Source organism: Streptomyces glaucescens, from assembly GCF_000761215.1.
GTDB classification, from domain to species: domain Bacteria; phylum Actinomycetota; class Actinomycetes; order Streptomycetales; family Streptomycetaceae; genus Streptomyces; species Streptomyces glaucescens_B.
Genome location: NZ_CP009438.1, coordinates 2,208,231 through 2,231,130, shown reverse-complemented (window position 1 = coordinate 2,231,130; position 22,900 = coordinate 2,208,231). Strand labels below are relative to the sequence as shown.

General features: G+C 72.5%; 19 protein-coding genes, 1 pseudogene and 1 riboswitch. Of the genes and pseudogenes, 14 read left to right on the top strand and 6 right to left on the bottom strand.

Going from position 1 to position 22,900, the window contains the following annotated elements; genetic code table 11:
- Positions 1–64: 64 nt before the first annotated feature.
- Positions 65–1,327 carry a L,D-transpeptidase gene (locus tag SGLAU_RS09690; protein ID WP_043500164.1) on the top strand — a complete coding sequence of 421 codons (1,263 nt, stop codon included), beginning with the start codon at positions 65–67 and terminating at the stop codon, positions 1,325–1,327.
- 35 nt (positions 1,328–1,362) lie between these two features.
- Here SGLAU_RS09690 and SGLAU_RS09685 read toward each other — a convergent pair whose 3' ends face one another.
- Positions 1,363–1,764 (bottom strand): response regulator transcription factor, encoded by a 402-nt coding sequence (locus SGLAU_RS09685; protein ID WP_043500161.1) that lies wholly within the window; start codon positions 1,762–1,764, stop codon positions 1,363–1,365.
- Positions 1,765–1,911: 147 nt separating this feature from the next.
- Here SGLAU_RS09685 and SGLAU_RS09680 point away from each other — a divergent pair, with 147 nt between their 5' ends.
- The 6 genes from SGLAU_RS09680 to SGLAU_RS09655 all read left to right on the top strand — a co-directional run bounded on the left by SGLAU_RS09680 (position 1,912) and on the right by SGLAU_RS09655 (position 9,001).
- Positions 1,912–2,532 carry a heme-copper oxidase subunit III gene (locus SGLAU_RS09680; protein ID WP_043500159.1) on the top strand — a complete coding sequence of 207 codons (621 nt, stop codon included), beginning with the start codon at positions 1,912–1,914 and terminating at the stop codon, positions 2,530–2,532.
- 80 nt (positions 2,533–2,612) lie between these two features.
- Entirely contained in the window at positions 2,613–3,425 is an 813-nt protein-coding gene (locus tag SGLAU_RS09675) for a c-type cytochrome (RefSeq protein WP_043500156.1), read from the top strand.
- Positions 3,422–4,480, top strand: coding sequence for a ubiquinol-cytochrome c reductase iron-sulfur subunit (locus tag SGLAU_RS09670; protein WP_043500154.1), 1,059 nt, complete (start codon positions 3,422–3,424; stop codon positions 4,478–4,480). Before SGLAU_RS09675 ends, SGLAU_RS09670 begins: the two co-directional genes overlap by 4 nt.
- On the top strand, positions 4,477–6,114 hold the full coding sequence (locus SGLAU_RS09665; protein WP_043500152.1) for a cytochrome b: 1,638 nt from the start codon (positions 4,477–4,479) through the stop codon (positions 6,112–6,114). Before SGLAU_RS09670 ends, SGLAU_RS09665 begins: the two co-directional genes overlap by 4 nt.
- 133 nt (positions 6,115–6,247) lie before the next feature.
- Complete coding sequence (trpD, locus tag SGLAU_RS09660; RefSeq protein WP_043500149.1) at positions 6,248–7,312, top strand: anthranilate phosphoribosyltransferase; 1,065 nt, start codon at positions 6,248–6,250, stop codon at positions 7,310–7,312.
- 74 nt (positions 7,313–7,386) lie between these two features.
- Positions 7,387–7,503: riboswitch (SAM riboswitch) on the top strand.
- Positions 7,504–7,633: 130 nt separating this feature from the next.
- A complete protein-coding gene (locus tag SGLAU_RS09655; protein WP_043500147.1) occupies positions 7,634–9,001 on the top strand; it encodes an aminotransferase class V-fold PLP-dependent enzyme in 1,368 nt (455 codons plus the stop codon).
- Positions 9,002–9,257: 256 nt separating this feature from the next.
- Here the strand turns inward: SGLAU_RS09655 and SGLAU_RS09650 are convergent, their stop codons facing one another.
- Both SGLAU_RS09650 and SGLAU_RS09645 read right to left on the bottom strand, forming a co-directional pair.
- A complete protein-coding gene (locus SGLAU_RS09650) occupies positions 9,258–9,539 on the bottom strand; it encodes an Lrp/AsnC family transcriptional regulator (RefSeq protein WP_043500146.1) in 282 nt (93 codons plus the stop codon).
- The gene (locus SGLAU_RS09645) at positions 9,536–10,198 is read right to left on the bottom strand and encodes a rhomboid family intramembrane serine protease (protein ID WP_078958033.1); all 663 of its coding nucleotides are present in this window, start codon (positions 10,196–10,198) and stop codon (positions 9,536–9,538) included. The genes SGLAU_RS09650 and SGLAU_RS09645 overlap by 4 nt, the downstream gene beginning before the upstream one ends.
- 228 nt (positions 10,199–10,426) lie before the next feature.
- Between SGLAU_RS09645 and SGLAU_RS09640 the strand changes: the two genes are divergently transcribed.
- The 5 genes from SGLAU_RS09640 to SGLAU_RS09620 all read left to right on the top strand — a co-directional run bounded on the left by SGLAU_RS09640 (position 10,427) and on the right by SGLAU_RS09620 (position 15,818).
- On the top strand, positions 10,427–10,666 hold the full coding sequence (locus SGLAU_RS09640) for a hypothetical protein (RefSeq protein WP_014672226.1): 240 nt from the start codon (positions 10,427–10,429) through the stop codon (positions 10,664–10,666).
- A 65-nt stretch (positions 10,667–10,731) separates the two neighbouring features.
- On the top strand, positions 10,732–12,075 hold the full coding sequence (locus tag SGLAU_RS09635) for an NYN domain-containing protein (protein WP_043500142.1): 1,344 nt from the start codon (positions 10,732–10,734) through the stop codon (positions 12,073–12,075).
- A 210-nt stretch (positions 12,076–12,285) separates the two neighbouring features.
- Positions 12,286–13,320, top strand: a complete 1,035-nt coding sequence (locus SGLAU_RS09630) for an NlpC/P60 family protein (protein ID WP_043506444.1) — start codon at positions 12,286–12,288, stop codon at positions 13,318–13,320.
- A gap of 262 nt (positions 13,321–13,582) precedes the next feature.
- On the top strand, positions 13,583–14,599 hold the full coding sequence (locus tag SGLAU_RS09625) for an NlpC/P60 family protein (RefSeq protein WP_043500140.1): 1,017 nt from the start codon (positions 13,583–13,585) through the stop codon (positions 14,597–14,599).
- A 28-nt stretch (positions 14,600–14,627) separates the two neighbouring features.
- Positions 14,628–15,818 carry a lipoprotein gene (locus SGLAU_RS09620; protein ID WP_043500137.1) on the top strand — a complete coding sequence of 397 codons (1,191 nt, stop codon included), beginning with the start codon at positions 14,628–14,630 and terminating at the stop codon, positions 15,816–15,818.
- Between the two features lie 140 nt (positions 15,819–15,958).
- Here SGLAU_RS09620 and SGLAU_RS09615 read toward each other — a convergent pair.
- A pseudogene (locus SGLAU_RS09615) lies at positions 15,959–16,483 on the bottom strand (PadR family transcriptional regulator); the annotation flags it as partial.
- Positions 16,484–16,585: 102 nt separating this feature from the next.
- Between SGLAU_RS09615 and SGLAU_RS09610 the strand changes: the two are divergent.
- Positions 16,586–17,896: an MATE family efflux transporter gene (locus SGLAU_RS09610; RefSeq protein ID WP_043500135.1), complete on the top strand. Its 1,311-nt coding sequence runs from the start codon at positions 16,586–16,588 to the stop codon at positions 17,894–17,896.
- On the opposite strand, the gene SGLAU_RS09605 is transcribed toward SGLAU_RS09610, so the two are convergent.
- The gene (locus SGLAU_RS09605) at positions 17,857–19,095 is read right to left on the bottom strand and encodes a glycosyltransferase family 87 protein (protein WP_052414070.1); all 1,239 of its coding nucleotides are present in this window, start codon (positions 19,093–19,095) and stop codon (positions 17,857–17,859) included. The two genes, SGLAU_RS09610 and SGLAU_RS09605, sit on opposite strands and share 40 nt — an antisense overlap.
- A 130-nt stretch (positions 19,096–19,225) precedes the next feature.
- Between SGLAU_RS09605 and SGLAU_RS09600 the strand changes: the two genes are divergently transcribed.
- A complete protein-coding gene (locus SGLAU_RS09600) occupies positions 19,226–20,368 on the top strand; it encodes a glycosyltransferase family 4 protein (RefSeq protein ID WP_043500134.1) in 1,143 nt (380 codons plus the stop codon).
- A gap of 627 nt (positions 20,369–20,995) precedes the next feature.
- Here SGLAU_RS09600 and SGLAU_RS09595 read toward each other — a convergent pair.
- Positions 20,996–22,792 carry an AMP-dependent synthetase/ligase gene (locus SGLAU_RS09595; protein ID WP_043500132.1) on the bottom strand — a complete coding sequence of 599 codons (1,797 nt, stop codon included), beginning with the start codon at positions 22,790–22,792 and terminating at the stop codon, positions 20,996–20,998.
- Positions 22,793–22,900: the final 108 nt, after the last annotated feature.

The window sequence follows — 22,900 nt, the reverse complement described above, 5'->3', positions numbered from 1 at the left end:
ACGTCCGTCCCCCGGCCGGGCTACCCAGCGCGCCGCCCCGGACGGGGCTCCCTAGCGTGAGCTCATGAGCCACACACCGCGTACCCGTACCGTCATCGGCTGCACTGTGCTGGTGATGGCCCTCGGCCCGGCCGTCACCTCCTGCGGCGGCGACGGGAACCCGCTGTCGGCCGCGCCGTACGACGCGACGGACCAGATCTCCTTCAGCGGTCCCACCGGCGAGGGGAAGAAGGCGGACCCGGACAAGCCCCTGGAGGTCACCGCCGACGGCGACGAGGGGCGCATCACGGACGTCACGGCCGTCGACGCGGCCGGCCGCCACCTGGCGGGCGAACTCTCCGCCGACGGGGGCCGCTGGCACTCCACCTCCCCGCTCGCCGCCGACGCCCGCTACACGGTCCGGGTGAGCACCGAGGACGAGGACGGCAGGCCCGGCCGCCGGGTGCTCGTCCTCGACACCGGCAAGCCGCTCGCCCAGAAGCGGCTGGACGTCACCTTCGGCCCCGAGGCGGGCACGTACGGCGTCGGCCAGCCCCTCACCGCCGAGCTGAGCCACCCGGTCCGGGACCGTGCCCAGCGGGCCGTCGTCGAGCGCGCCCTCAAGGTGCACTCCTCACCCGCCGTGGAGGGCGGCTGGCACTGGGTGGACGACAAGAAGCTCCACTACCGCCCCAAGGAGTACTGGCCCCGTCACGCCACCGTCCAGGTCCGCAGCAACCTGGAGGGCATCAAGATCAGCGACCGGCTGTGGGGCGGCCCGGCGAAGCCGCTGAAGATCTCCATCGGCGACAAGGTCGTCGCCGTCACGGACGCCTCGTCCCACTGGATGACCGTCTACAGGAACGGCGAGGAGATCAACTCCATGCCGGTCACCACCGGCAAGCCCGGCTTCGAGACCCGCAACGGCGTCAAGGTGGTGCTCGGCAAGGAGTACTTCGTACGGATGCGCAGCACCAGCATCGGCATCGCCGACGGCTCCTCGGAGTCGTACGACCTGCCGGTGTACTACGCCACCCGGGTGACCTGGAGCGGCGAGTACGTGCACGCCGCCCCCTGGTCCGTCGGCTCCCAGGGCTACGCCAACGTCAGCCACGGCTGCACCGGCATGAGCACCGGCAACGCCGCCTGGTTCTTCGAGAACGTCCGTGAGGGCGACGTCGTCGAGGTGGTCAACTCCTACGGCGGCACCATGGAGACGTTCGGCAACGGCTTCGGCGACTGGAACCTGCCCTGGAAGAAGTGGCGCGAGGGCAGCGCGCTGACCGCCGGCACACCGGAGACCCCCAAGCCGGAGGAGACGGCACGCCTGCGGCCCGCCGCGGCGTGACGCGCCCTCCGGGGGCGTCCGCAGGAGGCGTCCTCCTAGGCGCTCTGGAGCTTGCGCTGCCGCAGCAGGGACGCCAGCGCGGACGCGAACTCCACCGGGTCCACCGGCAGCGTCACCGCCGCCTCGGCCCGGCTCCAGGTGGCGAGCCACGCGTCCTGCGGCCGGCCGATCAGCAGCAGCACCGGCGGGCACTGGAACACCTCGTCCTTGATCTGCCGGCACAGGCCCATGCCGCCCATGGGCACGGCCTCCCCGTCCAGCACGCAGACGTCGATGCCGCCCTCGTCCAGCTGCTTGACGACGGCAGCGGGGGTCGCGCACTCCACGAACTCCACCAGGGGGACGTCGGGAGCCGGCCGGCGCCCGGCCGCGAGCCGCACCTGCTCCCGGGTGTTGGAGTCGTCGCTGTAGACCAGCACCGTGGCGGTCGGCTGCATAGCTTCCTCCGTGACTTCGGCGTCGTACGGAAAGGGCCTGTCGGCCCGGATGCTACTCCCTCGCACCCCACGTCAACACCGGTATGGCCGAGGGCAACACTCCGAACGGCACCCCCCGGAGTGAGGGCGGGATAAGCGACCGACATAATGTCGGTCGTGGCGACAGCAACGACAGTAGATACCGGGCACGCGCACCCGTCGGTCAACCGGCCGAACCTCGTCAGCGTCGGAACGATCATCTGGCTGAGTTCCGAGCTGATGTTCTTCGCGGCCCTCTTCGCGATGTACTTCACCCTGCGATCGGTGACAGGACCCGAGTTCTGGAGTGAGAAGGCGTCCGCCTTGAACTTCCCGTTCTCGGCGACGAACACCACGATCCTGGTGCTCTCCTCCCTCACCTGCCAGCTCGGCGTGTTCGCCGCCGAGCGCGGTGACGTGAAGAAGCTCCGGATGTGGTTCATCGTCACCTTCATCATGGGTGCGATCTTCATCGGCGGCCAGGTGTACGAGTACACCGAGCTGGTCAAGCACGAGGGCCTCTCGCTCTCGTCCGACCCCTACGGCTCGGTCTTCTACCTGACCACCGGCTTCCACGGCCTGCACGTGACGGGCGGTCTCATCGCCTTCCTGCTGGTCCTGGGCCGCACCTACGCGGCCCGGAGGTTCACTCACGAGCAGGCCACCGCCGCCATCGTCGTGTCCTACTACTGGCACTTCGTCGATGTCGTCTGGATCGGCCTCTTCGCCACGATCTACATGATCAAGTAGCCGGACCCGATCCCTCGCGCGTTCCCGTAACGCACATCCCAGAAGCATCGACGCAGAAGATCCTGACACCGGGGTAATCCGTGAAAAAGCTCTCCGCACGACGACGCCATCCGCTGGCGGCGGTCGTCGTCCTACTCCTCGCGCTGGCGGCTACCGGGGGGCTGTACGCCGCGTTCGCACCCGCGGGCAAGGCGCAGGCCGATGAAACCGCCCAGTCCCTCGCCATCGACGAGGGCAAGAAGCTCTACGCCGTCGGCTGCGCCAGCTGCCACGGCACCGGCGGTCAGGGCACCTCCGACGGACCGAGCCTGGTGGGCGTCGGCGCGGCGGCCGTCGACTTCCAGGTCGCCACCGGCCGTATGCCGGCCGCGACCTCCCAGGGCGCGCAGGTGCCGCGGAAGAAGAACATCTACACGCAGGCCCAGATCGACCAGCTCGCGGCGTACATCGCCTCGCTGGGCGCGGGCCCGTCCGTCCCGACCGAGGAGCAGTACGGTCCGGAGGGCGCGGACATCGCCAAGGGCGGCGAGCTGTTCCGCAACAACTGTGCGCAGTGCCACAACTTCACCGGCAAGGGCGGTGCCCTCACCAAGGGCAAGTACGCGCCGACCCTCGAGGGCGTGAACCCGAAGCACATCTACGAGGCCATGCAGACCGGCCCGCAGAACATGCCCTCCTTCCCCGACACGACGCTGTCGGAGCAGAACAAGAAGGACATCATCGCGTACCTGAACGCGGTCAACAGCGACGACACGGACAGCTACGGCGGTCTGGAGCTGGGCGGCATCGGTCCGGTGGCCGAGGGCCTCTTCGGCTGGATCTTCGGCCTCGGCACCCTGGTCGCCATCGCCGTGTGGGTCGCCGCCCGGACCGCAAAGGCCAAGAAGTCATGAGTAGCCAAGACATTCCCGAAGAGAACCTGCCCGCAGCGCAGGACACCGGCCACGGCGCACTGGACGTCGCGGACGAGAAGAACCCGTTCGCCGACCCGGGCGTGCCCCCGCACGAGCCCCGGATCCAGGACATCGACGAGCGGGCCGCCAAGCGGTCCGAGCGCGCGGTCGCCCTGCTGTTCACGGTGTCGATGCTGGCCACCATCGGCTTCATCGCCGCGTTCGTGACCATCCCGGTCCACAAGACGGTCTACATCTTCCCGCTCGGCCACATCGGCGCGTTGAACTTCGCGCTCGGCGTGACCCTCGGCGTGGCCCTGTTCTGCATCGGCGCGGGCGCGGTCCACTGGGGCCGCACCCTGATGTCCGACCACGAGCTGGTCCAGGAGCGGCACCCGATCGAGGCCCCGGCCGACGTCCGTGCCCAGGTCTTCGAGGACTTCCGCCAGGGTGCCAAGGAGTCCCAGCTCGGCCGGCGCAAGCTGATCCGCAACACCATGTTCGGCGCGATGGCCATGGTGCCGCTCTCCGGCGTCGTCCTGCTGCGCGACCTCGGTCCGCTGCCCGAGGACAAGCTGCGCCACACCCTGTGGCGCAAGGGCAAGCTGATCGTCAACATGAACACCAACGAGCCGCTGCGGCCGTCGGACGTCGCCGTCGGCTCGCTGACCTTCGCCAAGCCCGAGGGCCTGGAGGAGCACGACCACGGCTTCCAGAACGAGATCGCCAAGGCCGCCCTGATGCTCGTCCGGATCGAACCGGAGGACATCAAGGACAAGCGCGAACTCGAGTGGTCGCACGAGGGCATCGTGGCGTACTCGAAGATCTGCACCCACGTCGGCTGCCCGATCTCCCTGTACGAGCAGCAGACGCACCACGTGCTGTGCCCCTGCCACCAGTCCACCTTCGACCTCGCCGACGGTGCCCGGGTCATCTTCGGTCCCGCCGGTCACCCGCTGCCGCAGCTGCGCATCGGGGTGAACGACGAGGGCTACCTCGAAGCGCTCGGCGACTTCGAAGAGCCCGTCGGTCCTGCATTCTGGGAGCGCGGATGAGCACCAACGACAGCACACAGTCCCGCGCCCGCGGGAAGGCGCCGGCCGGCGAGCGCGTCGCCGACTGGGCCGACGGCCGGCTGGGGATCTACTCCCTGGCCAAGGCCAACATGCGGAAGATCTTCCCGGACCACTGGTCCTTCATGCTGGGCGAGGTCTGCCTCTACAGCTTCCTCATCATCATCCTCACGGGTGTGTACCTGACGCTGTTCTTCCACCCCTCGATGAACGAGGTGGAGTACCACGGCAGCTACATCCCGATGCAGGGCCAGCTGATGAGCGAGGCCTACAAGTCGACGCTGGACATCAGCTTCGACGTCCGCGGCGGTCTGCTGATCCGGCAGATCCACCACTGGGCGGCCATCGTCTTCCTCGCCGGCATGTTCGTGCACATGATGCGCGTGTTCTTCACCGGCGCGTTCCGCAAGCCGCGTGAGATCAACTGGCTGTTCGGCTTCCTGCTGTTCGTCCTCGGCATGTTCACCGGTTTCACCGGCTACTCGCTCCCGGACGACCTGCTCTCCGGCACCGGTGTCCGCTTCACGCAGGGCGCGATCCTGTCCGTGCCGATCGTCGGCACGTACATCTCGATGTTCCTGTTCGGCGGGGAGTTCCCCGGCGACGACTTCGTCGCCCGGTTCTACTCGATCCACATCCTGCTGCTGCCGGGCATCATGCTCGGCCTCGTGGTGGCCCACCTGATCCTGGTCTTCTACCACAAGCACACGCAGTTCGCGGGTCCCGGCAAGAACAACAAGAACGTCGTCGGCATGCCGCTGCTGCCGGTCTACATGGCCAAGGCCGGAGGCTTCTTCTTCCTGGTCTTCGGTGTCATCGCGCTCCTCGCCGGCATCGCCACCGTGAACCCGATCTGGGTCCTCGGCCCGTACCGCCCGGACATGGTGTCCACCGGCGCCCAGCCCGACTGGTACATGGGCTTCGCCGAGGGCCTGGTCCGTGCCATGCCCGGCTGGGAGATCAACTTCTGGGGTCACACGCTGGTCCTCGGCGTGTTCGTCCCGCTGGTGCTCTTCGGCGTGTTCCTCGCGGCGATCGCCGTGTACCCGTTCATCGAGTCGTGGATCACCGGGGACAAGCGCGAGCACCACATCCTGGACCGCCCGCGCAACGCCCCGACGCGCACCGCGCTGGGTGTCGCCTGGATCACCGCCTACATGATCATGCTGATCGGCGGTGGCAACGACATCGTGGCCACGCACTTCCACCTCTCGATCAACGCGGTCACCTGGTTCGTCCGGATCGGCTTCTTCGTGGGCCCGGTCATCGCGTTCGTCGTCACCAAGCGGATCTGCCTCGGCCTCCAGCGCCGCGACAAGGACAAGGTGCTGCACGGTCGCGAGACCGGCACCATCAAGCGCCTGCCGCACGGTGAGTACGTCGAGGTGCACGAGCCGCTCAGCCAGGCGTCGCTGCACAGCCTCACGGCGCACGAGCAGTACGCGCCGGCCGAGATCGGCCCGACGGTCGACGAGAACGGTGTCGAGCGGAAGGTCAAGGGCTCCGAGAAGCTGCGCGCCAAGCTCAGCAAGGCGTACTTCGGCGAGGACGCCCAGGTCCCGAAGCCGACCGTCGAGGAGTACAAGGAGATCACGAGCGGCCACGGCCACCACTGATCGCTGCGTTCGCCACGCCACGCTGAAGGGCCCCCGTCCGGTGTTCGGACGGGGGCCCTTCGCCGTGCCCCGGGATGGATAGGCTGGCCCCACACTTCGCGTGCCATGTGTCTACGACGATCAGGAGCGGCTGATGAGCGCTGTGACCCCCGCTGGAGGCGACACCGCGGCGGGCCGTTCCTGGCCCGCGATGCTGAACGGCCTGCTGGAGGGCCGGGACCAGAGCGCCGAGGACACCGCCTGGGCGATGGACCGGATCATGCGCGGCGAGGCGACCGACGCGCAGATCGCCGGGTTCGCGGTGGCGCTGCGGGCCAAGGGCGAGACGGTCGAGGAGATCACCGGCCTGGTCCGCACGATGTACGCCCACGCCAATGTGATCGAGGTGCCGGGCGCCACCGTGGACATCGTCGGCACCGGCGGCGACGGGGCCAGGACGGTGAACATCTCCACGATGTCCTCCATCGTCGTGGCCGGCACCGGCGCCAAGGTGGTCAAGCACGGCAACCGGGCCGCGTCCTCGGCGTCCGGCGCCTCGGACGTGCTGGAGAAGCTGGGCGTCAACCTGGAGCTGTCGCCGCGGCGGGTGGCCGAGGTCGCCGACGAGGCGGGCATCACCTTCTGCTTCGCGGTGAAGTTCCACCCGGCGCTGCGCCATGTGGCGGCGGCCCGCGGTCAGCTCGGCATCCGGACGACCTTCAACTTCCTCGGCCCGCTGACCAACCCGGCCCGGGTGAAGGCACAGGCGGTGGGCGTGGCGGACGCGCGGATGGCGCCGATCGTCGCGGGCGTGTTCGCCGAACGCGGCAACTCCTCGCTGGTGTTCCGCGGTGACGACGGTCTCGACGAGCTGACCACCACCGCCACCTCCCGGGTGTGGATCGTGCGGGACGGCAAGGTCACCGAGGAGGTCTTCGACCCGCGCGACGTCGGCATCGAGCTGGTGCCGGTGGAGGCGCTGCGCGGCGCGGACGCCGCCCACAACGCCGAGGTGGCCCGCCGGCTGCTGGACGGCGAGCCGGGTCCCGTGCGCGACGCGGTGCTGCTCAACTCGGCGGCGGCGCTGGTGGCCCTGCACCCGACCGACGCCCCGCTGGCCGAACAGATCCGCGCGGGGATGGCGAAGGCCGCCGAGGCCGTCGACTCGGGCGCGGCCAAGCGGACGCTGGAGCGCTGGGTGGCGGCGAGCAACGCGTAACCCCTCGGGGTGTCGTCCCGCGATCCGGACGTGGGTTGCGGGACGACGATCACTTCGTCTAGTTTCCTGTACCAGGTCATGAGTGACAGTCATGAGGCCCCGGCCGACTGTCCGGCAACCCTCCGTCCGTGGCGGGGTGCCCCGGGTGAGGACCAGGCCGTAGGCAGCGAGGTCTACGGCAAGCGCGGACCCCTCGCGTCACCAGGGGTCCTGGTCGTTCGAGGGAGCCTTCCGTGAGCAAGCGAATGCGATAGGGCCGCCGAGCCCCGCCTCCGCACACCCTTCTTCGCTCAGTCAGCCTCCGCTTCACGGGAGTTCGCCATGTCTGTCTCCACCGCTGCCGCCGACCAGTCCGTTTGCGCCCCTCTGCCCGTTCTGGGGGCAGATGTCACCGTGCCGCTCGTCACCGGCGGAGAGGTCGCCTATGCCGCGCTCGACTACGCCGCCAGCGCGCCGGCGCTCCAGCGGGTCTGGGACGACGTCGCCGCGTACGCGCCGTACTACGGCAGCGTGCACCGCGGCGCCGGCTACCTCTCCCAGCTCTCCACGGACCTCTTCGAGAACTCCCGGAGGACCGTCGCCGGCTTCCTCGACTGCCGCGAGGGCGACCAGGTGGTCTTCACCCGGTCCACCACCGACTCCCTCAACCTGCTCGCCGCCGCGCTGCCGGCCGGCTGCCGGGTCTTCGTCTTCGAGACCGAGCACCACGCCTCCCTGCTGCCGTGGACGAACGCCCAGGTCACCTACCTGGACGCGCCGCGCACCCCGGACCAGGCGGTGGCCACCCTGGAGCGGGCCCTCGCCGACCGCGACCCCTACGGCCCGGCCCTGGTCTGCGTCACCGGCGCCTCCAACGTCACCGGCGAGCTGTGGCCCGTACGGGAACTGGCCGCCGCGGCGCACGCGCACGGTGCGCGGATCGTGCTGGACGCCGCCCAGCTCGCCCCCCACCACCCGGTCTCCGTGCGGGAGCTGGACGTCGACTGGGTCGCCTTCTCCGGGCACAAGCTGTACGCCCCGTTCGGCTCCGGTGTCCTCGCCGGCCGCGCCGACTGGCTGCGCGAGGCCGAGCCGTACCTCGCGGGCGGCGGCGCCAGCCGCCGGGTGACCCGGCGCCAGGACGGCGGCGTCGACGTGGAGTGGCACGAGAGCGCCGCCCGGCACGAGGCCGGCTCGCCGAACGTCATCGGGGCCTACGCCATCGCCTCCGCGTGCAGGGCGCTGACGGAGGCCGGCTTCGACAGCCTGGTCGCCCGCGAGCGCCACCTGATCGAGAAGGTGCGGGCCGGGCTCGCCGAGGTCCCCGAGGTGCGGGTGCTGTCCCTCTTCGGCGACGACGCCCCGCGCGTCGGCGTGATCTCGTTCGTCGTCGACGGCTGGAACAGCTCCCACTTCGCCGCCGCGCTCTCCGCCGAGTACGGCATCGGCGTGCGCGACGGCCTGTTCTGTGCCCACCCGCTGGTGCGCACCCTGCTGGGCAGCGACCCGCAGACGCAGGGCGAGTGCGGCGCGCCCGAGGCCGCGCCCGGCGAGAAGTCCCTCAACGCCATCCGGGTCAGTTTCGGCGCGGGCACCCCGGACGAGCACGTGGAGCGGTTCCTGGCCGCCGTGGCGGAGCTGGTGCGGGACGGCGCGCGCTGGAACTACCGCACCGAGGACGGGCGTTGCGTGCCGGACACCTCCGCCTGAGCCGGTGGCCGGGCGTCCGGCGGGACCGTTCGCGGGGCGCCCCGGCGGTGACGGCCGGCCGGCGCGGGACGGGCGGGCGACCGGCCGCGGGCCGCGCCCGCCCGCAGGATGCCGTACGGGGTGCGGGCAGTGCGCCGCGGCCGTCGTCTTCGCCGTCGCCGCCGGGGCGCCGGCGACCGGCGGCCCGGGCGCTCCCGAGGGGGATCACCACGACCGGGGCCGGGGCCTCATCCGGCGGCGCCCGGCGCGGCGCCGCTCAGTTGTCCAGGCCGATCGCGAACGCCGCCTCCAGGTCGTGCTGGGAGTAGGTGCGGAACGCCACGTGGGTGTCCGTCGCCTCGACGCCGGGGATCTTGCTGATGCGGCCGGGGATGACCTCGGCCAGGTCCTCGTGCTCCTTGACCCGGACCATCGCGATCAGGTCGTAGGTGCCGGTCACGGAGAACACCTCGCTGACGTTCTCCAGCGCGGCGATCGACTCCGCGATCTCGGGGATCCGGTCCACGCTGGTCTTGATGAGGACGATCGCGGTGATCACGGCTGGTTCTCTCCCTCGGGTGCCGGAGCTGGGGCGGCCTTCACTCTAGTCGCAGGCCCGAACCGGGCCCACGCGAAGAGCAGGCCCAGCGCGAAGCCGATCAGGTGGGCCAGGTACGCCACTCCCGGGCCGTGACTGGCCCGCCCCGCCGCCAGCCACTGGAGCGCCGCCCAGAACGGCAGCACGAGCCACGCCGGGAAGCGCAGCGGCAGGAAGAACAGGAACGGCAGCAGGCTGGTCACCCGGGCGCGCGGGAAGAGGAAGAGGAACGCGCCGAGCACGGCCGAGATCGCCCCGGACGCCCCGACCAGTGACTGCCCGGAGCCGGAGTTGGCGCACGCGTAGCCGAGCAGCGCGAGACAGCCGCAGCCGAGGTAGAAGAGGGTGAACTGCAATCGGCCCATCCGCTCCTCGGTCATCACCCCGAAGACGTAGAAGAAGAGCATGTTGCCGAGCAGGTGGACCCAGCTGCCGTGCACGAACAGGGCCGTGGCCGGGGTGAGGGCCGCCCGGGGGGACCCTTCGAACAGTTCCACGGGGACGACGCCCCAGTGCCGGAAGTAGGCCCGCTGGGCGGCGAGCAGCGCGTCGCCGGTGCCGTAGGACGGATTGAGCCCCGAGGCGGGGCCGATCAGGAAGATCACGCAGCACAGGGTCATCAGGGCGTAGGTCACCGGCGCCGACGGCCGGCGGACAGCCCGCCGGTCCGGCACCCTCCGATTGCTGATCACGAATACAGAGCATGACGTAACCGGACGCAACCGCACAGACCGCCTCGCCGCCGTGGACAGACGGGCGCCCGGCACCCGGCAGGCCGTAGGGTTACGAGCCACACGCGCGGGATGGCCGGCGTGTCACCGACACTAGAAGGAAAGCGAACAGTCACGATGACGGTTCCCCTGCCGACCGCCACGACGCGATGGCGCTGCACCCTCTGTGGCAACCTCACCCGCTTCGACGTGACGCGCTCGTCGAAGGTTGTCGAGTACGTCCACCTGGATCTGGCCGGAGAGCCGACGGTCGAGGAGCGCGAGGTGGTCAGTGAGACCATCGAGTCGGTGCGCTGCCGCTGGTGCAACGCCGTGGACCAGGTGGAACTCGTGGACAGGCCGGGCGCCGGCTCCTGAGGGGAGCGCGGCCCCGCACGCGCGGTCCCCTCGGGGGATCCCGTAGAGGCATAGGGGTGTGAGGGATGGTGGAGACACGAGGCGGGGGGCCGGACGACGGCGCCGCTGAGGTGCTCGACCGTCCGCTGCCCGAGGGCGTGCGCCGCCGGGTCGTCCAGATCGTCGCGGACGGGTTCGGCGGGCTGACCGTGGCGGAACTGCCCGCGCAGCTACGGCAGTACGCCCGGTTCGCCCCGAACCGCCGGGCCAAGTTCGCCGGCAACGCGATGGCCGCGGCCCTGGAGACCGACCCGTTGTTCCGGCAGCGCATCGGCGAGAAGTTCAGAGAGGGCGCGCCGGAACTCGCCGGCGCCCTCGACTCCGGCTCGCCGCCGCCGGCCGCGGACCCGCTCGACGTGGCGGCCGCGGCCTACGTGCTGCGGCCCCCCGGCTGGGTCAAGCTGGTGACCGCCGCGGGCGAGGAGGCCCAGCGCGCCGACGCCGAACGCGCCGACGAGGAGAGCCGGGCCGAACTGGAACGGCTGCGCGCCGAACTCGCCGCCGCCCGCGCGCAGACCCGCACCGAGACCGAGCGGCTGCGCGCCGAACTGGACGGTGCCCGCAAGGAAGCCGAATCGCTTCACCGCAAGCTGCGGGCCGCGCTCAGCGACGTCAAGCGCGGCGAGGCGGCGCTGCGCAAGGCGCGCGGCGAGATCGAGGCCGTCCGCTCGGAGGGACACGCCCAGGTGTCCGCCGCCGAGAGCGAGGTGCGGCGGCTCAAGGCGCGGCTGGGGGAGGCGGAGGCCGCCCTGGAGGCCACCCGTCGGGCCGCCCGCGAGGGACGCAGCGTCGAGGACATGCGGGTCCGGCTGCTGCTCGACACCCTGCTGGACGCCACCCAGGGGCTGCGCCGCGAACTCGCGCTGCCGCCGGTGTCGGTGCGGCCGGCCGAGACCGTGGACGCGGTGGAGCCGGGACGCATGACCCCGAAGGACATCGCCGCGCGGGCCCTGTCGGAGAACGATCCGGCCATCCTCGACCAGCTGCTGGCCCTTCCGCAGGCCCACCTCGTCGTCGACGGCTACAACGTCACCAAGACCGGCTATCCGCAGATGCCCCTGGAGAAGCAGCGCCTGCGGCTGCTCGGGCAGCTCTCCCAGCTCGCCGCGCAGACCGGCGCGGAGGTCACCTGTGTCTTCGACGGGGCCGAGCTGGCCGCGCCGGTGCTGCTGGCGCCGCCGCGCGGGGTGCGGGTGCTCTTCTCCAAGCCGGGCGTCACCGCCGACGAGCTGATCCGTCAGCTCGTACGCGCCGAACCGCCGGGCCGTCCGGTCATCGTGGTCTCCACCGACCGGGAGGTCGCCGACGGGGTGGCGCGGGCCGGTGCCCGGCCCGTGGCTTCCGCGGTACTTCTCAAGCGACTGTCCTGAAAGCCCAACGTACGGGCCCAATGCCCGAATTGACGGAGCCGTCACGCAACGTAGCGTCAACCGTCGTGAACGCCCTGTGAGTTACGGGCAAAGAATGCAGGGTGTGACGAGATTTTTCTCGTGAGGATTTGAACTGATCACAAGAAGGTCACTAGGGTCTGGCCTCGAACCTCCGAGCGGGTGATCACTCAGAAGAAGGAGTTCACCTCCGTGGCGTCCCACCGTCGACCCAAGCAGCCCAGTCGCGCCCGTGTGACCGTGCTGACCACCGCAGCGGCAGCTGCCGTCGCCCTCGGCTCCCAGGCCGCCCAAGCGGCACCGACCGAGAAGCCGAGCAAGGACGAGGTGAAGGCGAAGGTCGACAAGCTCTACGAGCAGGCCGAGCAGGCCACCGAGAAGTACAACGGGGCCAAGGAGAAGCAGGAGAAGCTCCAGAAGGAGATCTCCACCATCCAGGACAACGTCGCCCGTGGCCAGGAAGAGGTCAACGAGCTGCGTGAGGGCCTGGGTTCGATGGCCAGCGCCCAGTACCGGTCCGGCGGCATCGACCCCTCGCTCCAGCTCTTCCTCTCCGCCGACCCGGACGACTACCTCGACAAGGCCTCCACGCTCGACCAGCTCAGCGGCCAGCAGGTCGAGGCGCTGAAGAAGATCCAGGAGAAGCAGCGCGAACTCGCCCAGCAGCGCGCCGAGGCCTCCGAGAAGCTGAAGGACCTCTCCTCCACCCGCACCGAACTGGGCAAGAAGAAGCAGGAAGTCCAGGGCAAGCTCGCCGAGGCGCAGAAGCTGCTCAACACCCTCACCGCGCAGGAGAAGGCGGCGCTCGCCGCCGAGGAGGAGCGCGCCAGCCGGTCCTCCGCCGAGCGCGTGGACCTCGGCAACGCCGCCCCGGCCTCCGGTCGCGCGATGGCCGCCTTCCAGGCCGCCCAGAGCAAGATCGGCTCGCCGTACGTGTACGGCGCCACCGGCCCCTCCTCGTTCGACTGCTCGGGCCTGACCTCCTGGGCCTTCGCCCAGGCCGGCGTCGCCATCCCGCGCATCTCCCAGGACCAGGCCAACGCGGGCACCAGGATCTACTCCCAGTCGGACCTCAAGGTCGGCGACCTGGTCATCTTCTACGGCGACCTGCACCACGTCGGCTTCTACGCGGGCAACGGCCAGGTGCTGCACGCCCCGCGCACCGGCACGGTCGTGCGCTACGAGTCGATCAACAACATGCCGTTCCAGTTCGGCGTCCGGATCTGATCCCCGCCGCCGGTCCGGTCCCCGCCCGGACCGGCCGGTTCCGCCGAGGGGCGCCCACGCCTCCGAACGGGCGAATCACCGGGACGCGTTCTGACCCCACGCCCCGCCGATGACCTGCGTCAGCGGCGGGGCGTCACCGTGTGTGCCCGCGGAGGTCTTTGGCTGTCACCGCGTCCCGGGGCTACTGTCTGCCGCGTTTGCCCCACACCTGCGTCGGTGTGGGAGCTATTCCTGTCCGCAAGTGGAAGGAGCGCGGCTTCTCGTGGGGTCCCATCGCCGTCAGGCACCGCCGTCCGGTCTCGACCGCGGCGCGACCGTAACGGTCTCCCTCCTGTCCGCCGCCGCGGCCGCACTCGGCGTCGCGCCGGCCACGGCCGCGCCGCACGACGACGGCCGTGCCGAGGTCGACCGTCTCTACGCGGAGGCCGAGAAGGCCACCGAGGCCTACAACAAGGCCGACGAGCGCGCCGACGCGCTGCGCGCGGAAGTGGGCCGCGCCCAGGACCGCATCGCCCGGCAGCAGGAGCGCGTCAACACCCTGCGCGAGGCGCTGGGCTCGCTGGCCGGCGCCCAGTACCGCTCCGGCGGGATCGACCCGTCGCTGGCCCTGCTGTTCTCCGAGGACCCGGACGACTACCTGGACAAGGCCACCGTCCTGAACCGGATCGGCGCCGGCCAGGCCGCCCGGCTGAAGGACCTCCGAACGGCCCTGCGGGAACTCGCCCAGCAGCGGTCCGAGGCCGCCGGGACCCTCGCCGAGCTGGAGCGGAGCCGCAAGGCCGTCGCGCTCCACAAGCGGTCCGTGGAGCGCAAGCTCACCCGGGCCCGGCGGCTGCTGCACTCCCTGCCGGACGAGGAGCGCGCCGCCTACGACCGGGCCTCCCGCTCCGGCCGCGCCGAGCTGCCCGGCCCCGCCGGTGCCGTCCCCGCCTCGGGCCGCGCCGCCGCCGCGGTCGCCGCCGCCCGCTCCGCGCTCGGCAAGCCGTACGTGTGGGGCGCCGCCGGCCCCGGCGGCTTCGACTGCTCCGGCCTGATGCAGTGGTCCTACGCCCAGGCCGGGGTCCTCCTGCCGCGCACCTCGCAGGCGCAGCGGGTGGCCGGCCGGCAGGTCCCGCTCGCCCAGGCGCGGCCCGGCGACCTGGTCACCTACCGCTCCGACGCCAGCCACGTCGGGATGTACGTGGGCAACGGCCAGGTCATCCACGCCCCGTACCCGGGCGCGCCGGTGCGCTACGACCCGGTCGGGATGATGCCGATCGCGGCGGTCACCCGGGTCTGAACCGGCCGGGCCCCCGTACCCTCGAGAGGTGGCTGGTCGAAGGCGGGCACGAGGGCCCCGGGTGCTGACGCTGTGTCTGCTGCTCGTCGTCCTCGTGGGATGCGGGGGACGGCCCGCGACGGACGGGGCGCGGGCCGAGGTGCAGCGGCTCCTCGACCGGCGTGCCGCCGCCCTCCTCGACCACGACGCGGCCGCCTACGGCGCGACGGGCGACGCCCCCGGGTACGGGCGGCTGCGCGCGGTGCCGCTCGCCGCCTGGTCCTACCGGCTGACCTCCTTCGACCGCACCGGCGACCGGGTCACCGCCGCCGCCGAGCTGCGCTACCGCGTCGCCGGGCACGACGCCGCCCCGGTCACCGCGAGCCGCACCCTCGAACTCGCCCGGGACGCGGGCGGGCGGTGGACGGTCGTCTCCGACCGGCCCGCGCCCGGAGCCGCCGGACTGCTGTGGGACCAGGGCACGGTCACCGCCGTGCGCGGCGCGGACAGCCTGGTGCTGGGCGTCGGCCGGTCCCGTGCGGAGCTGCGGGCCTTCGCCGGGCTCGCGGACCGCGCGGTGCCCGCCGTCTCGGACGCGTGGGGCACCGGCTGGAGCGGCCGGCTCGTGGTGCTCGTCCCCGCGTCGCTGGACGGCATGGCCGCGCTGCTCGGCTCGCCCGCCTCCGCCTACCGGGGCATCGCCGCGGTGACCACAGGCGAGACCGGGACGGACCGCGCGCCCGCCGACCGGATCATCGTCAACCCGGACGCGTACGGCGTCCTCGGCCCGGCCGGCCGGCGGGTCGTGCTCACCCACGAGGCCACCCACGTCGCCACCCGCGCCCACACCGGCGCCGCCACCCCGCTGTGGCTGTCCGAGGGCTACGCGGACTGGGTCGGCTACCGCGGCACCGGGCACTCCCCGGCGCAGGCCGCGCCGGAGCTGGCCCGGGCGGTGAGCGGGGGACGGCTGCCGGCCGGGCTGCCCGCCGACCGGGACTTCGCGTTCACCGGCGACGCGACGGCCCTCGCGCAGGCGTACGAGGGCGGCTGGCTGGCCTGCCGGCTGATCGCGGAGCGCTGGGGCGAGGCCCGGCTCGGCGCGTTCTACCGGGCCGTCGGGGCGCACGGGGAGCGGGAGGGCGCGGTCGAGCGGGCGACGGCCGACGTGCTGGGGACCACCCCGGCGGAGTTCACCGGGCTGTGGCGGCAGTACCTGCGGGATCAGCTCGGCGACTGAGCGCTCCCGCGTCCGGACGCGGCGGCTTCGGACGCGGCGGCTCCGGGCGGTGCGGCCTCGGCCGAGACGGCTCCGGGCGGTGCGCCCTCGGCCGAGACGGCTCCGGGAGCGACGGATGCGGGAGCGGCGGCTCCGGGTTCGGCGGCCTCGAGTACGGCGATGGCCTCCCGCAGCCAGGCCCGCTCCGCCTCGCCGGTGGCCCGGGCCACGCGCAGCATGCCCTGCCGGAACAGGTCACCGGCCTCCTCGGCCCGCACCGGCTCGCCGTCCCGGTAGAAGAAGCTCGCCGGGGTCCGGAGGAAGTCCAGCCGCCGGCGCAGCACCGCCGCCTGCCCGGCGGGGTCCGGCAGATGCCTCAGGAAGGCCAGCACGGTGTTGAAGCGGACCTGGTCGGTGATCTCCGTCTGCTTCGGGTGGCGCAGCCGTTCGTACAGGTCGGCGCGGCCCCGCTCGGTGAGGGAGAGGATCCGGCGCGGGGCGGCGCCCGCGCCGGGCTCGGTGTGCTGGTCGAGCTTTCCGGCGGTGACCAGGCGGGTGATCGCCGGGTACAGGGCGCCGTCACTGACCGGGCGGACATGGCCGCTGAGGGCCTTGATGCGCTCCTTCAGCTCATAGCCGTGCAGGGGTTGCTCGGCGAGGAAGCCGAGGATCGACAGCTCCAGCATGTCCCTCCCGGTTCGTCCGGCCCTCCTTGCGGGTGACCCGACGTCATGCTACCTCTATGCGAGCTACCTCGAAACGAGGTAGCTCGAAACGAGGGGGGACTCGTGACCACCGACCGCGAACAGCTCGTCTCGCTCGCCGGACCCGTCTACGCGCAGCTCCTGACGTCCGTCGCTGCGGGGATCGTCAACACCGTCTGGGTCGCCCGGCTGGGCGGTCCGGCCGTGGCCGCCGTGGCCATGGCGACCACCGTCGAGAACGTGCTGCTCGGGGTCGCGCTCGTCTTCGGCTCCGGCACCACGGTGCTGGTCGCCCACGCCCGCGGCGCCCGGGACCCCGCCGCCGTGCGGGCCGCCGTGCGGGGCGGCTGGGCCCTGTGCGCGCTGGTCACGCCCCTGGTGGCCGTCGGCGGCTTCCTGCTGCGCGAACCGCTCGCCCGGCTGACGCTCGGCGGCGGCGCGGCGGTGGCCCCGGCCACCGCCTACCTCGCGATCTCCTTGCCCGGCATGGCCGTCTTCTTCGCGCAGCAGCTCGTGGACGGGCTGCTGAAGGGCGCGGGCGACACCCGGACGCCCATGCGGCTCGCCCTCCTCGCAGGCGGGCTGAACCTCGTCTGCGACCCCTGGCTCATCCACCGCTACGGCGTCCAGGGCGCGGCCGCCTCCACCGTGCTGTGCCGCTGCCTGGCCCTCGGCGCCGGACTGGTGGCCGTACGGCGCAACCCGCTCCTGCGCCCCGGGCCGACGCCCGCCGGGTCCCTCGGTGCGGCACTGCGGCGCACCCTGCGGACCGGGCTGCCGATGTCCGCCGACTTCACCGTGCGGCAGACGGGCGCGCTCGCGCTGGTGGCGGTCGTGGCGCGGCTCGGGGTGACGGCGGTGGCGGCGTACTCGATCGCGTACAAGGTCATGCTCGTCGCCACGATGGCCTTCTACGCGGTGCGGCAGGCCGCCGCGATCCACACCGCGCACACCCGGGGGGAGGGCAGGGACGCGCGGCGCGCCGTCGCGCGGGAGGCCGTACTGATCTCCGGGACGGCGGGACTGGGCGCCGCGGTGCTGCTCGCGGCCACCGCGCCCTGGATCATGGCCGCCTTCGGCGCCCCACCGGGGATGGCCGCGGCCGGTGTGCTGTTCCTGCGCTGCGTCGGGCCGTATCTGCTGCTCATGGCCTGCTTCATCGCGTTCGGCGGGGTCCTCGAGGGCAGCGGGGGAGCACCGCGGCTGCTGCGCGTGACCGTGCTCGGCACGGCGGTGCAGCTGCCGCTGGCGTACCTGCTGTCCGGGCTGGGCCTGCCCGGCGTGGCGCTGGCGCTCGCGCTCGCCATGGCGGTGCAGTGCGCGGCGCTCGCGGTGCCGGCACGCCGCGGCCCGCGTCAGGAGGAGGGCGTGGGCTCCTTGGCCCGGGCCGCCTGAGGGGGCAGCGGCGCGGGGCCGGCCGGGCGGGAGACGGTCGCCCGCCACAGCACCCGGGCGGCGACGACGGTGGCGGCGACCAGGAGGCCGTTGCGGACGACGAGGAGGGCGATGCCCAGGTGGTCGCTCGCCACGACGTGCGAGAACCAGACGGGGAACTCCAGCACCGTCACGAAGGACGCGGCCAGCACCAGGCCGGCCGCCGGCGCCATCCGGCTCGCCCGGAAGCACAGGCACACCGCCGCCAGCCCGACCAGCCACACCAGGTACTGCGGGCTGATCACCCGGCTGGTGGTGGTGAACAGCAGCACCGCCACGAACGCCGCGTCCGCGAGGGTGTGCGGCTCGAACCGCACCGCCCGCAGCCGCCACAGCAGCAGCCAGCCGAACGCCGCGCCGGTCAGCGCCAGCGCGGCCGTGCTGACCACCTCCACGTACGGGCCGAGGAACTCCACCGAGCCGTAGTTCAGCAGCACCTGCCCGTCCCAGCCGAAGTGCCGTGCCACGTGGAAGACCAGCGCGCCCAGCGACTCCACCTCGGTGCCCCGGTCGCGCTGGAAGGTCAGGAAGGCGAACGCGCCGGGCATGGCGAGCGCGAACAGCGCCGCGACGCCCGCGGCGGTGACCGCCGCCGAGACCCAGGCGCGCCGCCCGCGGGCGGCCACCAGCAGCAGCACCGGCCACACCTTCAGCAGCGCCCCGAACGCGGTCAGCGCGCCCATCAGCCGGGGATGCCGGGCGCCCGCGAGCAGCGCGGCCACCGCGACCGCGGTGACCATCACGTCGTAGCGCGCGTAGACGGTCGGCCCGAGCAGCGGCACCCCGACGACCCACACCCAGGCCCCGCGCGGGGTGCGGCCCGGGCGCCCGGCGGCGTACGACAGGAGGGCGAACGCGATCAGGTCGGCGAGGCAGGCCAGGACGAAGAAGGCGTGCGCGTAGTCGAGGAAGAACAGCAGCGCGGGGGAGAGCACCGCGAGCGCGGCGGCCGGCGGGTACTGCCAGGTGACATCGTCCAGCGGAAACGTTCCGGTGCGCAGGATCTCGTACCAGCCCTGGTAGATCACCGAGATGTCGCTGGTGACGTCGGGGCCCGGGAAGACGTACACCTTGAAGACGAAGAGCAGCAGGAGCAGCCGGGTCGGGCCCCACACCGCCAGCAGCCACGGCAGCTGACGCCGGCCGTCCGTCCTGTCCACGTCGAGCCCCTGCTTCCGTCCGATGCCCGTCCCGGGTGCCGCCGGGGCCATGATTCCCCGGCCGCCTGTGCGAAGCCCAAAAGCACGGCCGTACCGGCCTGTGAGTCTACGTTGGGTAGGGTCGGCGACGATGCGCAAGACCCTCATCGTGACGAACGACTTCCCGCCCCGCCCCGGCGGCATCCAGGCGTTCCTGCACAACATGGCCCTCCGCCTCGACCCCGACCGGCTCGTCGTCTACGCCTCCACCTGGAAGCGCGGCCACGAGGGGCGTGAGGCGACGGCCGCGTTCGACGCCGAGCAGCCCTTCACCGTCGTACGGGACAGCACCACCATGCTCCTGCCGACCCCCGCCGCCACCCGGCGGGCCGTCGGGCTGCTGCGCGAACACGGCTGCACGGCGGTGTGGTTCGGGGCCGCCGCCCCGCTCGGGCTGATGGCGCCCGCGCTGCGCCGGGCCGGCGCCGAACGCCTGGTCGCCACCACCCACGGGCACGAGGCCGGCTGGGCCCAGCTGCCCGCCGCCCGGCAGTTGCTGCGCCGGATCGGCGAAGGCACCGACACCCTGACCTACCTGGGCGAGTACACCCGCTCGCGGATCGCCACGGCGCTCACCCCGCAGGCGGCCGCGCGCATGACCCAGCTGCCGCCCGGGGTCGACGAGAAGACCTTCCACCCCGGGTCGGGCGGCGCCGAGGTGCGGGCCCGGCTCGGGCTGACCGACCGGCCGGTCGTGGTCTGCGTCTCGCGGCTGGTGCGGCGCAAGGGCCAGGACACCCTCATCCAGGCCATGCCGCGCATCCTCGCCGCGGAGCCGGACACGGTCCTGCTGATCGTCGGCGGCGGGCCCTACGAGAAGGACCTGCGCCGCCTCGCCCACGAGACCGGCGTCGCCGGCTCCGTGCGCTTCACCGGAGCCGTGCCCTGGGCGGAGCTGCCCGCGCACTACGGCGCCGGTGACGTCTTCGCCATGCCCTGCCGCACCCGGCGCGGCGGGCTCGACGTCGAGGGCCTGGGCATCGTCTACCTGGAGGCCTCCGCGACCGGGCTGCCGGTCGTCGCCGGCGACTCCGGCGGCGCGCCGGACGCGGTCCTGGACGGCGAGACCGGCTGGGTGGTGCCCGGCGGCGCCCCCGAGGAGGCCGCCGACCGCATCACCACCCTCCTCGCCGACGCGGAACTCCGCCGCCGGATGGGCGAGCGGGGCCGCCGGTGGGTCGAGGAGAAGTGGCGCTGGGACCTGCTGGCGGAAAACCTGAAAACCCTGCTGTAGCCCCCGCTGAGGACGCGGGAAACCGCGCGAGAGGCCCCGACGGCCGCGCACCCGTGGCCGGCCGTCGGCAAGGGGCGCGGGGAACTGCGCGACAAACCCCCACGGCCGCGCACCCGCCGTCGGCGCCCGGGCGGCAGCCGGGTGCGCGCGGGGCCCACGCCGAGTGCGGCCGTCGGCGAGGGGCGCGGGGAACTGCGCGACAAACCCCCACGGCCCCGCACCCGCCGTCGGCGTCCGGGCGGCAGCCCGGTGGGCGCGGACCGCGCCGAGTGCGGCGGAGCTGTCTCACCGGGGCCGACCGTCGGCAAGGGGCGCGGGGAACTGCGCGACAAACCCCCACGGCCGCGCACCCGCCGTCGGCGCCGGGGCGGCAGCCGGGTGGGCGCGGGCCCAGGCCGAGTGCGGCCGTCGCCAAGGGGCGCGGGGAACTCCGCGAGAAGCCCCGACGGCCGCGCACCCGCCGTCGGCGCCGGGGCGGCAGCCGGGTGGGCGCGGGGCCCAGGCCGAGTGCGGCCGTCGGCGAGGGGCGCGGGGACCTGCGCGAGAAGCCCCGATGGCCCCGCGCCCCCCGACGGTGCGCAAGAGGCACGTCGGAGGGCGCGGACCACCACAGCGAAACCGGCGGAGCTACTTCGCGTAGATCGCCTCGATTTCCTCCGCGAAGTCCTTCGCCACCACGTTCCGCTTCAGTTTCAGCGACGGCGTCAGGTGCCCCGAGTCCTCGGTGAACTGGGCGGGCAGGACACGGAACTTCCGCACCGACTCCGCCTTCGACACCGCCGCGTTGCCGTCGTCGACCGCCGCCTGGATCGCGGCCAGCAGATCCGCGTCCTCGCACAGCGACGCCGCGGTGGAACCGGCCGGCTTGCCGTGCTCGGCGGCCCACCGGCCCAGGAACTCCTCGTCGATGGTGACCAGCGCGCCCACGAACGGCCGCCCGTCGCCCACCACCATGCACTCCGCGACCAGCGCGTGCGCCCGGATCCGGTCCTCGATCACCGCCGGGGCGACGTTCTTGCCGCCGGCCGTGACGATGATCTCCTTCTTCCGGCCGGTGATCCGCAGGTAGCCGTCCTCGTCGAGGGTGCCGAGGTCGCCGGTGTGGAACCAGCCGTCCTCCAGCGCCTCCTCGGTGGCGCCCGGGTTGTTCCAGTACTCCTTGAACAGGTGCTCGCCGTGCAGCAGCACCTCGCCGTCGTCCGCGATCCGCACCACCGAGCCCGGCAGCGGCTGGCCGACCGTGCCGATCTTCTGGCGGTCCCACGGGTTGAAGGCGGTGGCGGCGCAGGACTCGGTCAGGCCATAGCCCTCCAGCACCGTGAAGCCGATCCCGCGGAAGAAGTGACCGAGGCGCTCGCCCAGCGGGGCACCACCGGAGATGGCGTACTCACCGCGCCCGCCGAGCACCGCGCGCAGCTTGCCGTAGACCAGCTTGTCGAAGACCTTGTGCTTGATCCGCAGGCCGAGGGACGGGCCGGACGGGGTGTCCAGCGCCTTGCTGTAGGCGATCGCCGTGTCGGCCGCCTTGTCGAAGATCTTGCCCTTGCCGTCGGCCTGCGCCTTGGCGCGCGCCGAGTTGTAGACCTTCTCGAAGACCCGCGGCACGCCCAGGATCAGCGTCGGGCGGAATGCGGCCAGCTCGTCGGTGAGGTTCTTGATGTCCGGGACACAGCCCAGCTTGATCGGCGCCATCATCGGCGCGACCTGCACCAGGCGGCCGAAGACGTGCGCGAGGGGCAGGAACAGCAGGACCGAGCACTCGCCGGTGCGGAACAGCGGGCGCAGCCGCTCGACGACGTTCCCGCACTCGGCGAAGAAGGCACGGTGGGTGAGCACGCAGCCCTTGGGCCGCCCGGTGGTGCCGGAGGTGTAGACGATGGTCGCCGGGTCGTCGGCCTTGGCGAGCGAGCCGCGCTCCTGGACCGTCTCGTCGCTGACGTCCTGCCCGAGCCGCTCCAGCTCCGCGACGCCCCCGGCCTCGATCTGCCAGACGTGCTTGAGGGCGGGCAGCGACTCGCGCACCGACTCCACGGCGGCGGCGTGGCCGTCCAGTTCGACGATGCAGGCGGTGGCGCCCGAGTCGCTGAGGATCCACTGCACCTGCTCGGGCGAGCTGGTCTCGTACACCGGCACGGTGACCCCGCCCGCGCTCCAGATCGCGAAGTCCAGCAGCGTCCACTCGTAGCGGGTGCGGGACATCAGGCCCACCCGGTCGCCGGGCTGCACGCCCGCCGCGATGAGGCCCTTGGCGGCGGCGTGCACCTCGGCCAGGAAGGCCGTCGCGGTCACGTCCTGCCACGCACCGTTCACCTTGCGGGCGATGACGGCGACCTCGGGGTGCTGCGCGGCGTTTCTGCGGACGATGTCGGTCAGATTGCCGTCCGAGGGGACCTCGTACAAAGCCGGAAGGCTGAACTCGCGCAAGACTGCTGCTCCTCATAGGGCGCCGGCGCCACGACGTTGTGCGATGCGACGGTGCGGTCCAAGGCTCGGGCAGGTGCTCAGGGCGGCCGCCGGGGAGGGAACCCCGGT

What these genes read in the sequence shown, in the direction of transcription:
- SGLAU_RS09690 (WP_043500164.1), top strand. Translation starts at nt 65, where the DNA reads ATGAGCCACACACCGCGTACCCGTACCGTCATCGGCTGCACTGTGCTG.
- SGLAU_RS09685 (WP_043500161.1), bottom strand. Translation starts at nt 1,764, where the DNA reads ATGCAGCCGACCGCCACGGTGCTGGTCTACAGCGACGACTCCAACACC.
- SGLAU_RS09680 (WP_043500159.1), top strand. Translation starts at nt 1,912, where the DNA reads ATGTCGGTCGTGGCGACAGCAACGACAGTAGATACCGGGCACGCGCAC.
- SGLAU_RS09670 (WP_043500154.1), top strand. Translation starts at nt 3,422, where the DNA reads ATGAGTAGCCAAGACATTCCCGAAGAGAACCTGCCCGCAGCGCAGGAC.
- SGLAU_RS09665 (WP_043500152.1), top strand. Translation starts at nt 4,477, where the DNA reads ATGAGCACCAACGACAGCACACAGTCCCGCGCCCGCGGGAAGGCGCCG.
- trpD (WP_043500149.1), top strand. Translation starts at nt 6,248, where the DNA reads ATGAGCGCTGTGACCCCCGCTGGAGGCGACACCGCGGCGGGCCGTTCC.
- SGLAU_RS09655 (WP_043500147.1), top strand. Translation starts at nt 7,634, where the DNA reads ATGTCTGTCTCCACCGCTGCCGCCGACCAGTCCGTTTGCGCCCCTCTG.
- SGLAU_RS09645 (WP_078958033.1), bottom strand. Translation starts at nt 10,198, where the DNA reads ATGACCCTGTGCTGCGTGATCTTCCTGATCGGCCCCGCCTCGGGGCTC.
- SGLAU_RS09640 (WP_014672226.1), top strand. Translation starts at nt 10,427, where the DNA reads ATGACGGTTCCCCTGCCGACCGCCACGACGCGATGGCGCTGCACCCTC.
- SGLAU_RS09635 (WP_043500142.1), top strand. Translation starts at nt 10,732, where the DNA reads ATGGTGGAGACACGAGGCGGGGGGCCGGACGACGGCGCCGCTGAGGTG.
- SGLAU_RS09600 (WP_043500134.1), top strand. Translation starts at nt 19,226, where the DNA reads ATGCGCAAGACCCTCATCGTGACGAACGACTTCCCGCCCCGCCCCGGC.